The sequence below is a fragment of the Cryobacterium ruanii genome, from assembly GCF_004404055.1.
GTDB classification, from domain to species: Bacteria; Actinomycetota; Actinomycetes; order Actinomycetales; family Microbacteriaceae; genus Cryobacterium; species Cryobacterium ruanii.
The window spans coordinates 241,383-253,500 of sequence record NZ_SOHK01000012.1; the positions used below are offsets into that span (position 1 = coordinate 241,383).

A 12,118-nucleotide genomic window follows, 5' to 3' on the forward strand; every position below is an offset into this window, starting at 1 on the left:
GTCACCAAAAACTTGCCCGCAGAGCCTCATTCCGGTGCAATTCGCGTAGGCTTTGACCGCGTGAGCCGAAGTGGGGTGTCGGGCGTGCTGCAGCGCGTCTCCTTCGGCGTGTTCGCGGCCGTGGGCCTCGTGATCATTTCCGGGGCAGTCGCCCTCGTTCTCGCTGACCCGGGCACCAGGATCGCCCCCGCGCTTGTCGGGGCTCTGTGTGTGGCCGCGCTCGAAATGGCCTGGGTTCGAGTGGGCAGCGTACCGCATCGCACGCCGACTATCAGCGTGTCGGTCCTGGCCGTTCCGGCGTTGGCTCCGATTCTTCCGAGCGAGGCCATCGTCGGCGTCGTCATGTTCGGAATCCTGGTGGCCCTGTTGGTAGAGTCCCGCCGCATCAGCGTCTCGGTCTACAGCGCGGGCCTCGCGGGTGCCGGCTGCACGGTCTACTTCCTGATCGACTTGCTGCTGACCCGCACCGGTGTGGCAATGCTGCCAGCCGTCGCTGCGTCATCCATCGGGTATGTGGTCTTCGTGCTGGCGCTCGAAGTGCTGCGCCTGCGCCTGATCGACGCCCCCGCCGAGCGGGGCGGACGCCCTCTCCTCTCGCCCGTGCGCGTCGGCGCATTGCTGGCCAGTGTCGCGGTATTGACCATGTTCTCCGCGCAGTGGGCGCTGATCGGTCTGCCCACGCCCGGCGACGGCCGTACCCCTCTGGAAACCTCCATCGGCACGCTGCTTGGCAGTTTCACGGTGGCGCTGGTCGTTATCGTCTTACGCTCCATGTGGGACAGTCGGCGTCGCCTGATCGGCCTCGTGGACGGCAGCAGCATTCTGAGCACCACTCGAAGCGTGGAGAGCCTCGCGGAATCGCTCTGCAACGCGGCCGCCAGCGCCGTCGGCGTTCAGTCCATCGCCGTGCAGGCCGGTCCCGCCGAGCCAGGCGCCATCGGGGTGCCCGTCACGTTCACTCCCGGAGAGCTGCGGTTTCTCGTGGCCCGCCGCGACCCGATGGACGGCGCGTTCTCCTCTCTCGACCAGCGAGCACTGCAAGCCCTCGCCACCACCGCCGAGCTGGCCGTGCAAGCCCGGCAGAATGTGGCCGGACTCACGATTAAGGCCAACACCGATCCACTCACCGGCCTGCCCAACTACGGTGCCTTCCAGGAAGCGCTCGACACCATCAACGGCAACCGCAGCGATGCCGAGGCGATCGCCGTGTTGTTCATCGACCTCGATGAGTTCAAACGACTCAACGACACGCACGGGCACCAGGTCGGCGATGTGGTGCTGCAGGTCGTCGGTCAGCGCATGCGCCAGGCAGTGCGCCCCCACGACGTGGTCGCCCGCGTCGGCGGTGACGAATTCGTGATCGTCCTCACCCGGTTGACGGCGATAGCGGAGGCCGCCGATTTGGCCGAAATCATTTTGGCCGCCGCGACCCTGCCCGTGTCTATCGGTGAACTCACCATCACTCCTCGACTCAGCATCGGCCTCGCCTTCTCGGCCATGGTCGAAACAGATGTTGCGGAGCTGGTTCTCGACGCCGACCAGAGCATGCTTGCCGTCAAGAAGGCACGCCGTCGTAGCACCCCCGACGCGGCCAACAGCATCCACGTAACGGGGCACCGTTCGTCGCAGTTCAACGCGACCGTGGCGCGAGTCATCGACGACAACGAACTCGATCTGGCCTTTCAGCCGATCGTCAGCCTGGTCACCGGCAAGATCTGGGCCTTTGAAGCCCTGCTGCGCTACGTCGACCCCAAATTCGGAGCCATCGCGCCGCCCGATCTCGTGCAGAAGGCCAAGAGCATCGGGCGTTTCGACCTGCTCACTCGGCAGATCGCGACGAAGGCGATGCTCGCTGCGGCCGAATTCCGGCTGGTCGAACCAGCCATCGTCTGTATGGCCATCAACGTGGATGCTGAGCAAATTTCCCAAGAACGACTGGGCGGATTCTTCGAAGAACTCAACCTGCAATATTCCGAGATCTCCCTCTGTCTCGAATTAAACGAGCGGTCAGCTGTGCAGGTCTCGGTTCAGATTCGGGTACAGGCCAACCGCCTGCGTGACCTCGGTATCCTCATCGCCCTCGATGACTACGGCTCCGAGGATTCCTCGGTCGATTCGCTCGTTCGGGTGCCCATGGACATCCTCAAGATCGACCGCAGCCTCGTCGACGACCTCGGCGACATTCGCCAACGCGAGGTGCTCACCGCGCTGCAGAATTTCGGCGACAATCTCGAGTACTCGATGATCGTCGAGGGCGTCGAGAACGAAGAGATGGCCGGGCAGCTGGCCCGCCTCGGCATTCGCAGCGCCCAGGGGTTTCACTTCGGCGTGCCGCAGGGATTCACGGAGACCGTCGACCGGCTTGACGAATTCGGGGCGAGAGCAGTACTGCCCGCCCCAACGGCCGCGGTGACGTTCTCATGATGCAGCGCCGCCCGCGACCAGACCGCGCACGCCGTTATCTCATCGAACGATCCGTTTTTCAGTCCCAGCTGCTAGTCGGCTCGTCGACCCTGCTGCTGGTGGCCGTGTCGGGTTGGCTCGACTCGCACCTCTTCACCAACCAGCTGTTTCTTGCCGGCATCCTCATAATTTTTCTTGCCACGGCGGTTGCGGCCGGGGTGCCCTGGCGGCACCTCGACAAGAAATGGATCATCGTCCTGCCGATCGTCGACCTGATCGGTTTGGTGATCGCCCGGGAGGGCGAGCCACTACTCGGTACGACGTTTCTGCTCGTCTTTCCCATCATCTGGTTGTCAATGCACTTCGGCGGCCGGGGCGCGATCGGCGGCCTGATCTTCGCCTCAGTGCTGCTCTGGACGGCCGTCTTCGTGCGCACCGGTCCTGTGGCTGAAGGGGAGATTCCGCGGTTGGCGATCATCCCCATCGTGCTGGCCTTCGTCGCCGCCACGACCTACACGACCACGAAGCGTGCTGCGGCGCAGCGGGTGCTGCTCACCCAGCAGTCCGTCTTGTTCGAGGGTGCCCTGCGCCGTTCCCGCCGCGAGGAACGTACCCTCGACGAGATTTTCAACACGGTGGACTTCGGTGTCGTCGGCTTCGACCGTGAGGCTAAGCCGAGCTTCATGAACCGTGCCCAGCGGGAGATGCTCTCCCGCTTCGGCGTGAAAGACGGCCAGTTCTCCTCCATCGTCGTCTACCACGAAGACCAGGTCACGCCGTATGCCGAAGAGGATCGGCCGTTCCGGCGGGCGATGCGCGGCGAAACCGTCGACCGCACTACCATCTGGGTGGGGGAACAGGGCAAACAGCAGGCCGCCGTGCTCATCTCCGCCCGGCCTATCTTCGACGAGAACGACAACTATGACGGTGGAGTCATGGTGGCGCGCGACGTCACCGCCGAACTGCGCGCGATCAAGGCGCGTGACGATCTCGTCGCATCCGTTTCGCATGAATTGCGCACCCCGCTCACGTCGATCATGGGCTACCTCGAGCTGGCCCTCGATGACGACACCCTCGACCAGTCGACCCGGAGCATGCTCGAGGTCGCGTCGAAGAACTCCGACCGGTTGCTGGCCCTGGTCGCCGATCTGCTCACCACGGCGGCCGACACCAAGCACGAGCTCGCGATTACGCTGGCACCGTGCGACCTGTCGGTCATCGTCACCGAGGCCGTCGAATCCCTCCGGCCGGTCGCGGCCGAGCGTGACATCACCTTTGTGCTGCCGGCACTTCCCCCGGTACCACTACGAGCGGATGCCTTCCGCCTGCGCCAGGTGATCGACAACCTGTTCTCCAACGCCATCAAATACAACATTGCGGGCGGGCGCATCGAGGTGAGTGTGGTCGATTCGCTCGCCCAGGTGCAGTTGAAGGTGACCGACACCGGTCGGGGAATGACCTCCGGTGAGCAGCTGAACCTGTTCGATCGGTACTATCGCGCTGATTCGGTGCGCGGATCGAGCATTCACGGCACCGGCCTCGGCCTGAGCATCAGCCGTGACATCTGCCGCCGGCACGGCGGCGATCTGACGCTCGAATCGGCTCCCGGCAAGGGCGCCACCGCGACTGCGACTCTTCCGCACATCATGAACGGCCACAAGGGGTAGGCGCATGCATCTGGACACAATGACACTGTTAGTGCTCAACGGAGTGGTCGTCGCACTGTGCGGGGTGTCATTCATTTTGAACACCGCGTTCAGTCGCAACGATTCCGTCGGCCGCATCTGGAGCATGGCGTTCATCGCCGCCATGATGGTCACCATCGGGCACGGTGCCTCTGCGACGGGGCAGATGATCTGGTGGGCCAGTATCGTGGCCAACCTGGCCCTGACCGTCGCGGTCGGGTCGCTGTGGTCCGGGCTGCGTCGGTACAACCGCCGCAGCCGCGGCTTCAAGGTGATCGCACTGATCAGCGTTCTCGTGCTCGCCGCGACGCTGCTGCACGGAGAACCGGCCGGCCGGTGGGCGGGCGCCGCCGAATTGTGGATCGGCGTAGCCGTGTTGGCGGCCCTCGGGGCGCTCGAAGCGGTGCGCGGCCGATTGCGTCGTAACCTGAGCGGTCGTACCCTGGCCGTCGCCCTGTGGTTGGTGGCCGTGGTGGCCACGGCTCGGGCCATCGTCTTCACCGTCGACGGTGTCACCGGGGCGTTGTTTCTCACTTATTTCAACACGGCCAACGCTGCGGCCCTCAGCCTGTGTCTCGTCGTGCTTATGACGATCGCCACCGCGACCCTGCACGCCGAGCAGGCTTCGGGCCGCGCCGTCGGTGACCTGACCGACGGCATCCACTCGGCAGCGGGCGTGCTGTCGGCCGCCGCGTTTCTGCAGGCGGCGACCGACCACCTGGACCGGGCCAAAAATGCTCGCGTCGGACTCGTTTTGATCGGCGCTGACATCGACAACCTGCCGGAGATCAATACCGCGTTCGGCCGGGTGGCCGGCGACGAGGCGATCGCCCGGTTTGCCAAGAAGCTTCGCCTCAGCGCTCCGGCACTGTCATTAATCGGTCATCGAGCCAGTGGCCGGTTCCTGGTGCTCGCCGGGGCGGCCTCGGCTGCCGAGGCCCGTGCCCTCGTGGAACGCATCCAGACCACCCTCGTGGACGAGCCATTGAAGGGGGCCTCCCTGATTCGCCTGACCGCGAGTTTCGGGATCGCCGACACCTTCGACCATGGGCATGGCCTCGCCGCGCTGAGCGGCGCGGTGAACACGGCCATCGACACGGTCAAGGTGCGCGGCGGCAACGACATCGCTGTGCAGCTCGCGGCGACCGGATCTTGATCGGATCTTGAGGCAAAGCAGACCCAAACGGGGCCAGGAAGGGGACGTCATCTGTCAGAGTTGGTAGGTGATCCTACAGACGCCCGACGCCATCATGACCAGCGGATGCCCGGCATGAGCTTGCTAGTCGACCCGGCGCCGCTGAAGCGGCTGCGCAGTGAACTCGATGCTGACACCTGCCGGGCGCTGTCGCTGCATGTCGCGCCAGCGTAGTTTAGGCCTGGTCGTTGGATGCGGCGAGGCGGTAGCCCACGCCGCGCACGGTTTCCAGCCAGCGTGGGGTTGTACTACTGTCGCCGAGTTTGCGGCGCAAGTTTCCCATGTGAACTTCCACTGCGCGCCGGTCCGCTTCATTCACCGGGTAGGCGCTCGCGTAGGCTTCACCGCGCAGCAGCAGGGCCAGATCGTTCTTGCTGCGCACCCGCCGCTCGGATTCGAGCAGCGCGGCGATCAGGTCAAATTCGGTGCGGGTCAGTTCGAGCTGCGCGCCGGCGAGTTGCGCGAGCCGTTCTGCCGGGTTCAGCCGCAGGCCGTTGTGCTCAAACCAGCCGTTCACCGGTGCGGAGTCGGTCAGACCGTTCGCGGCGTCGGTGGCCGGCACGAATACCGGAGCGGATGCGACGGGTGTCTGTCGAAAAACAAGTGATGGCGCTGCGCTAACCGGCGTGGTGGCCACGGGCGCGGCTTCGGCGGCGGGCGTCGTCGCGCTGACCGGGGCGGAGTACGCGGGGCGGGCGATGGGGGCTTCGACGGCGGGCGTGGCAGCGGCATTCGCTGTCACGGAGTGGCGGGGGCGCCGCAGCATCGCTTCGATGCGGGCGCGCAGTTCCCGCGGGCGAAACGGTTTGGTCAGGTAGTCATCGGCGCCCGCTTCAAGGCCCTGCAGGGTGTCGATTTCGTCGTCCCGGGCGGTGAGCAGGACGAGGTAGGTGGAGCTGAAGGCTCGGATGCGTTTGGCCGTTTCGAAGCCGTCCATACCGGGCATGCTCACATCGAGCGTCGTGACGATGGGATCGTAGGCGCGTACCGCCGCAATGCCGTCAAGACCATTGCTCGTGGCGATCGCTTCGAATCCGGCTTGGCTGAGCACGACTTCGAGCAAGTTGCGAATGTCGGCGTCATCTTCAATTATGACGGCGACGCGCTGTTCCGCGTTGTCAGGATGCATTTACCCATTATCCCCCTATTCGGGTGTACCACCAATTGGCGGCCTGCGGGCAGGGGCGGTCGGGCGTATCCACTCGCAGCGATACACTCGAAGTTGTGAATTCTCAGCAAACCGTTGACGTAGTCCTCATTGGTGGCGGCATCATGAGTGCCACCCTCGGCACGCTCTTGAAGAAGCTGCAGCCCGACTGGCGCATCGATGTCTACGAGCGTCTCGGCGAGTTGGCCCAGGAGAGCTCGAACCCGTGGAACAACGCCGGCACCGGCCACGCGGGGCTATGCGAACTCAACTACATGCCGCAGGCACCCGACGGTTCGGTCACCGCCGACAAGGCCGTCGTCATCAATGAGCAGTTCCAGATCAGCCGTCAGCTGTGGGCGCACCTCGTGCAGACCGGCGCCCTGCCGGAGCCAAATAAGTTTATCAATTCCACCCCGCACATGACCTTCGTTCACGGCAAGGCCAACGTGGAGTACCTGCGCAAGCGGCACGCCGTGCTCGTCACCCAGCCGCTGTTCGCCGGTATGGAATTCAGCGATGACGCCTCGAAGATCGGCACCTGGACCCCGCTGCTCACCCGCAAGCGTCCGGCCGGCCAGAAGATCGCCGCCACCCGCATCGTGAGTGGCACCGACGTCGACTTCGGCGCCCTTACGCGCTTTTTGTTCGAGAACCTCGAACAGCAGGGTGTCACGATGCATATGAACGAGCAGGTCGTCGGCCTCAAGCACAAAGCGGACGGCACGTGGAACCTTAAACTGCTGCGTCAGGTCGGGCAGACCCGCAGCACCATCAACGCCCGTTTCGTCTTCGTCGGTGCCGGCGGCGGCGCCCTCGCGCTGTTGCAACAGAGCGGAATCCCCGAGATCAAAGGGTTCGGCGGCTTCCCGATCAGCGGACAGTTTCTGCGCACCACCAACCCGAAGCTCGTGGCCCAGCACCAGGCCAAGGTTTACGGCAAGGCTGCCAAGGGTGCCCCACCCATGTCGGTGCCGCACCTCGATACCCGCGTGGTCGACGGCGAAATGTCGCTGCTGTTCGGCCCGTACGCCGGGTTCAGCCCGAAGTTCCTGAAGACCAGCACTTGGTTCGACCTGCCATTCTCCATTCGCACGCACAACCTCGGCCCGATGCTCGCCGTCGCCCGCCACAACTTCGACCTCATGAAATACCTGATCGGTGAGGTGTTCGCCTCGCGCAATGCCAAGCTCAAGGCTCTGCGTGAGTTCATCCCCGCCGCGGTCTCCGATGACTGGGAGCTCATCTCGGCCGGGCAGCGTGTGCAGGTTATGAAGAAAGACGCCAAACTCGGGGGAGTGCTGCAGTTCGGCACCGAGGTCATCACCTCGTCCGACGGCTCGATAGCCGGCCTGCTCGGCGCCTCGCCGGGAGCGTCGACGGCCGCGCCGATCATGGTGGACCTTCTGGCCCGCTGCTTTCCCGACCGCATTGAGGGCTGGAAGCCGCGCATCCGACAAATGATCCCGAGCTACGGCACCATGCTTTCTGACGACCCCGCCGCTGCTGCCGCGTCGCTCGCCGCTACCGCCAAGGTTCTGCACCTCAGCAACTAGCCGTCCGGCGCCTGCTCGGCTTCTGCTGGGCGGCCGGCGCCTTGGAATTCCGTGAGAGTTCAGTCGGAGTGCCCTGTCAACCCCTTGATTGATGCAGTCAGCGGATGTCTACTTAAGGCCCAAAGCGGCCCGGAGGCGGCAAGTGAATTCGAACAATGGCGTTTCGGATGCGGAGAACCTGCGCGTATCGCAGCTCGGCATCCTCCAGCTCACCCCGACCGAGTGGTTGGTGCGAGATCCGCAAATTCTGGACGGTGACCCGGCCGCCCTGCTCGGAGTGATCCAGCAGAGCGGGGACGCCTACGAGGTGACGAAGCTCGGTGAGCTCACGACGAGATGGTTCTACTCCTCGTTCGACCGGGCACAGGCCAGCTTTCTAGCAGCAGGTGCCCCGGCCCCACGCCCGGCTTTGCGGCCAATGAAGCCCGCCGTCTCTCGCGTCGCGGACTAGCAGACGCCCCGCCACTCACCCGCCGCCCGAGTCGGAGCGTCATGACACCGAAACCGTGCGGCTGCTGGCACCCCACTCGACACCCCGGCCGGGCCCACCAGCCAGGGTGTCGGCGTCACGGAGTGTTCTAGATTTCGTGACTCCCGTCCTCCGCTGACGGGCTGGTCTTGCGTTCTTCTTTTTTGACGGATTCCTCCGTGCGATCCAGCAAGTCGCTCACTTTGGTCTGCGCCACGGATGCCGCGTCACGCGCGATGGTCTCCGCTTGGGAGATGACTTTCTGCGTGGCGGGGTCGCCCCACATTTCGTGGGCTTTCGCGCTGAGGCGGTCGTAGGCTTGGCGGCCAGCCTTGGACCCGAGCACGAATCCGGTCGCGGTGCCGAGGAGGAACAGTAGCTTGCCTTTCATGGGGACTCCTTAGGGGATACGGGGTGTGGGTGCGGTTAGCGGGATACGGGAGTGCCGATGCGGGTTGCGCGGTCAGGCGGTGGGTTCAACGAGGGTGGGATCTTCTTCGTCTACTTCGTGACCGACCAGGTAGGGGCTTGAGGGTTTGCCGGCCGGGTCGACGTCGTCGAGGTTCGGCTCATTGTCGGCGTTGTCCTGGTCGTCTTCGGCGTCGGTGTCCGGCTTGGTCGCGCTGTTTGTTTCAACGTCGCTGTCCGGCTCGACCGGGGTGGCTGTGGCGGCTTCTCCGGCCGTCGATCCGTCGGTGGTCGGGGCAGGGCCGTCCGGGCCGGTGCTCGCGCTCGCGCTCGGAACGGTCGGTTCGGGCTGTTCCTTGGCAGCATCATCTGCTTCCCCGGCAGACCCGGCCTGTTCCGCCGCCGGGCCGTCGGGGCCGTCCGGCCCCACGATCTGGTCGGGATTGCTCGGTGTGCTCGGCGGCTCCGGAATATTGAGCGGCGGCTCTTCAACGGGATCAGAATCGTGGGTCACGGGCTTACCTTTCTCAACGGCCATAACGGCGCCCCGGCGGGCGGCATTCAAGTTATACCGCGAACGCGGGACATTCACTGAAAATCGTTCGGGCAGCAACCCGGGCAGTGCCGGGCCGGACGCCTCCTCCGATTCATTCCCCGGCGCCGAGCAGAAGTGCGCGCAACGCTGTTTCGACCGACACCCGGCTTGTTGGGTCGATGGTTTCCCCCGCTCGAAACAAATCGATAACGCGGGGATCAACATAGCTCGTGCGGGCGATCGCTGGTGTGTTGCCGAGGGCATCAGCGGCCTGCCGCATCGCTTCGGCAATAGCGCGGTCGTCGGCGCGACGGCTGCGCGTCGCCGCGCGCGGCCGTCGGGTAGCGGATGCCGCCGGTGCAGCCGAGGCAGCTCCACCCGATGAGCCAGCCCTGCCACCCGAGTTAGCCTGGCCACCCGAGTCAGCTCTGCCAGACGCGACAGCTCTGCTTGCCGGGGCCGCGGCCTCCAAGACGCTCGCCGCCAGGCTCCGAGCCAGGCTTTGCGCGGCAGCGGCCGTGCCTCGAAGCGTGCGAAAATCCTTGGCAGTGAACTCGCCGCCGGTACGTTCTCGAATGAAATCGTTGATCTCGGTGGCCGACACGATGCCCTCGATATCATCGAGCACCCACGACAGCAGCGGTGCGGCCGGGCGCTCGCGCAGGCGGGCGCGCAGGTAGGCGGCGAGGTCGGCATCCGCTATGACGCCCTGAAACTGTTGCCCGCTCTTAGCCGGAAAATCGAGCCGCACGACGTCGCCGCGCACCCTGACGTGCGAGCAAAGCAGGGTAGAGAGCCCGTGGCTTCCGTAGGTGTCGGCGTAGCGCTCGCTGCCGATGCGCAAAGACGCGAGGTCGAGCATGCGAAACGCCGCAGCGAGCGCCCGGGTGCGGGGCGGGCCGTCACCGCGCAGCTCGCGGGTGACCTGGCCGCGCACCCGCGGCAGCGACTCGGCGAGCTGCAGCGCGCGTTCGAACTTGAGGCGGTCCTTCTGTTCACGCCAGGCCGGATGGTAGATGTACTGGCGGCGCCCGGCGGCGTCGATGCCGATCGCCTGGATATGTCCGTTGGCGTGTGGCGAGATCCACACGTCGTTCCATGCCGGTGGAATCGCCAGGGCCGCGAACCGCTCGCGCAGCGCCTTCTCGGCGACCGTGTGCCCGGCCGGATCGCGGTAGTTGAATCCTCTGCCGGAGCGCCGCCGGGTGTAGCCCGGCCGGTTCGGGTCGCTGCGTCGCAGCCGGGTCATGCCTGGGTAGTTTGTGCTCGCATGCCGGCACAGTACCGCGAATCGTTCGCGCGCGGCCGCGGCATCCGCTGTGCTGCGGGTTTTTCTCGTGGCGCTTGCGTTTCAGTCGTACCTGTGTTCGACTTAGAGTATGCGGTGGAGCGGGCAAGAACTACAGACCGAGCAGGTTGGCGCCCTGCCGGGCCTCGCCCGCTTGAACAACCTTGTGCGCAGCGTGCAGACGCCCGAGTTCGCCGGGATCACGTTTCACGAGATCCTCTGCAAGTCTGCCCTCAACCACGTACCAGGGCAGAGTGCGTTGCCGTTCGGCTACACGATCAACCCCTATCGCGGCTGCTCGCACGCCTGCACCTATTGCTTCGCGCGACCCACGCACCAATATCTCGATCTCGACGCCGGCAAAGACTTCGACAGCGAGATCATCGTCAAAGTCAATGTGGCCGAGGTCCTGAGAAAAGAACTGGCGAAACCCATGTGGGGCCGGCATCCGGTGGCGCTGGGCACCAACACCGACCCGTACCAGCGTGCCGAGGGGCGTTACCGGCTCATGCCCGGCATCATCGCGGCCCTCGCCGACAGCGGCACGCCCATCTCGATTCTCACCAAGGGAACCCTGCTGCGCCGCGATCTCGACCTGCTCGTCGAGGCGAGCGCGCACGTTCCGGTGGACCTGGCCATGTCCATAGCGATCTATGACGACGAGATGCAGCAGTCGGTTGAGCCCGGCACCCCCACCACCAAGGCGCGCCTCGCCACGGTCACCGCCGTACGCGAACGGGGGCTGGACTGCGGCGTGTTTCTCATGCCCATCCTGCCTTTTCTCACCGACACCCGCGCCCACCTCGACGAAGCCCTGCGGCAAGCCAAGGCGGCCGGCGCCACGAGCGTGCTCTACAGCGGACTCAACCTCAAGCCCGCCGTGAAGGAGTGGTACCTGCGCTGGCTGGCCCGTGAGCATCCCGAACTCGTGGGCCGCTACCAGGAGCTCTACGCGCGCGGCCAATACGCGCCCAAGGAGTACCGCACCTGGCTCGCCGCGCGCATCAAACCGCTCATTCGCGCGCACGGCCTCGAGCGTGGAGTCGTCGACCCCGCGACCGGCGGCATCCGCTCGAGTGCTCTCCCGTCGTCCCCCGAGCGGATGCCCGCGCCCGCCGCCCGCGCCCCCCTCCCGGCCGCGGGCTTACGAGGCCCGGGCCCCGTTCCCGGGCACAGTTTAGAAAATGGGCCCGCGGCCACAAGGCGGGCCCGAAGCGCGGAGGCGCCCCGGTCGCTGATTTCGGCCGAGCTTCCGCTCGACTTGGCGCCGACCCTGTTCTGACTCCGTTTCAGGCGCGGCCCGGGCCCCGTCAACGGGCCCATTTTATGAACTGAGCCCGGGGCCATAGGTGGGCCCGGCTAGCGGATGCCCCGCCCGCAACCATGCACCAACCACCCGCAACCGCCCCCGCCGCCGCCACCCCACCCCGGT

General features: G+C 65.6%; 10 protein-coding genes. 6 read left to right on the forward strand and 4 right to left on the reverse strand.

Annotated elements, in window-relative coordinates; translation table 11 throughout:
* Positions 1 to 60: 60 nt before the first annotated feature.
* The 3 genes from E3T47_RS08345 to E3T47_RS08355 are packed head-to-tail and all read left to right on the forward strand — an operon-like array spanning position 61 to position 5,244.
* Positions 61 to 2,424 carry a putative bifunctional diguanylate cyclase/phosphodiesterase gene (locus E3T47_RS08345; protein ID WP_134555605.1) on the forward strand — a complete coding sequence of 788 codons (2,364 nt, stop codon included), beginning with the start codon at positions 61 to 63 and terminating at the stop codon, positions 2,422 to 2,424.
* The gene (locus E3T47_RS08350) at positions 2,421 to 4,070 is read left to right on the forward strand and encodes a PAS domain-containing sensor histidine kinase (RefSeq protein WP_134555606.1); all 1,650 of its coding nucleotides are present in this window, start codon (positions 2,421 to 2,423) and stop codon (positions 4,068 to 4,070) included. The genes E3T47_RS08345 and E3T47_RS08350 overlap by 4 nt, the downstream gene beginning before the upstream one ends.
* Before the next feature lie 4 nt (positions 4,071 to 4,074).
* Positions 4,075 to 5,244, forward strand: a complete 1,170-nt coding sequence (locus E3T47_RS08355; protein ID WP_134555607.1) for a GGDEF domain-containing protein — start codon at positions 4,075 to 4,077, stop codon at positions 5,242 to 5,244.
* Between the two features lie 214 nt (positions 5,245 to 5,458).
* On the opposite strand, the gene E3T47_RS08360 is transcribed toward E3T47_RS08355, so the two are convergent.
* Positions 5,459 to 6,412: a response regulator transcription factor gene (locus E3T47_RS08360; protein WP_134555608.1), complete on the reverse strand. Its 954-nt coding sequence runs from the start codon at positions 6,410 to 6,412 to the stop codon at positions 5,459 to 5,461.
* A 95-nt stretch (positions 6,413 to 6,507) separates the two neighbouring features.
* Here E3T47_RS08360 and E3T47_RS08365 point away from each other — a divergent pair, with 95 nt between their 5' ends.
* On the forward strand, positions 6,508 to 7,986 hold the full coding sequence (locus tag E3T47_RS08365) for a malate:quinone oxidoreductase (RefSeq protein WP_134555609.1): 1,479 nt from the start codon (positions 6,508 to 6,510) through the stop codon (positions 7,984 to 7,986).
* Positions 7,987 to 8,128: 142 nt separating this feature from the next.
* A complete protein-coding gene (locus tag E3T47_RS08370; protein ID WP_134555610.1) occupies positions 8,129 to 8,437 on the forward strand; it encodes a hypothetical protein in 309 nt (102 codons plus the stop codon).
* A 127-nt stretch (positions 8,438 to 8,564) separates the two neighbouring features.
* On the opposite strand, the gene E3T47_RS08375 is transcribed toward E3T47_RS08370, so the two are convergent.
* The 3 genes from E3T47_RS08375 to E3T47_RS08385 all read right to left on the reverse strand — a co-directional run bounded on the left by E3T47_RS08375 (position 8,565) and on the right by E3T47_RS08385 (position 10,647).
* Positions 8,565 to 8,846: a hypothetical protein gene (locus E3T47_RS08375; protein WP_134555611.1), complete on the reverse strand. Its 282-nt coding sequence runs from the start codon at positions 8,844 to 8,846 to the stop codon at positions 8,565 to 8,567.
* Between the two features lie 72 nt (positions 8,847 to 8,918).
* On the reverse strand, positions 8,919 to 9,377 hold the full coding sequence (locus E3T47_RS08380; protein ID WP_134555612.1) for a hypothetical protein: 459 nt from the start codon (positions 9,375 to 9,377) through the stop codon (positions 8,919 to 8,921).
* 133 nt (positions 9,378 to 9,510) lie between these two features.
* A complete protein-coding gene (locus E3T47_RS08385; protein WP_134555613.1) occupies positions 9,511 to 10,647 on the reverse strand; it encodes a DNA topoisomerase IB in 1,137 nt (378 codons plus the stop codon).
* A 130-nt stretch (positions 10,648 to 10,777) separates the two neighbouring features.
* Between E3T47_RS08385 and E3T47_RS08390 the strand changes: the two genes are divergently transcribed.
* The gene (locus E3T47_RS08390; protein WP_134555614.1) at positions 10,778 to 11,968 is read left to right on the forward strand and encodes an Rv2578c family radical SAM protein; all 1,191 of its coding nucleotides are present in this window, start codon (positions 10,778 to 10,780) and stop codon (positions 11,966 to 11,968) included.
* Positions 11,969 to 12,118: the final 150 nt, after the last annotated feature.

Bases quoted from the DNA above. Each gene is read 5' to 3' on its own strand.
- E3T47_RS08360 (WP_134555608.1), bottom strand. From the start codon at position 6,412: ATGCATCCTGACAACGCGGAACAGCGCGTCGCCGTCATAATTGAAGAT.
- E3T47_RS08375 (WP_134555611.1), bottom strand. From the start codon at position 8,846: ATGAAAGGCAAGCTACTGTTCCTCCTCGGCACCGCGACCGGATTCGTG.
- E3T47_RS08390 (WP_134555614.1), top strand. From the start codon at position 10,778: ATGCGGTGGAGCGGGCAAGAACTACAGACCGAGCAGGTTGGCGCCCTG.
- E3T47_RS08350 (WP_134555606.1), top strand. From the start codon at position 2,421: ATGATGCAGCGCCGCCCGCGACCAGACCGCGCACGCCGTTATCTCATC.
- E3T47_RS08355 (WP_134555607.1), top strand. From the start codon at position 4,075: ATGCATCTGGACACAATGACACTGTTAGTGCTCAACGGAGTGGTCGTC.
- E3T47_RS08385 (WP_134555613.1), bottom strand. From the start codon at position 10,647: ATGACCCGGCTGCGACGCAGCGACCCGAACCGGCCGGGCTACACCCGG.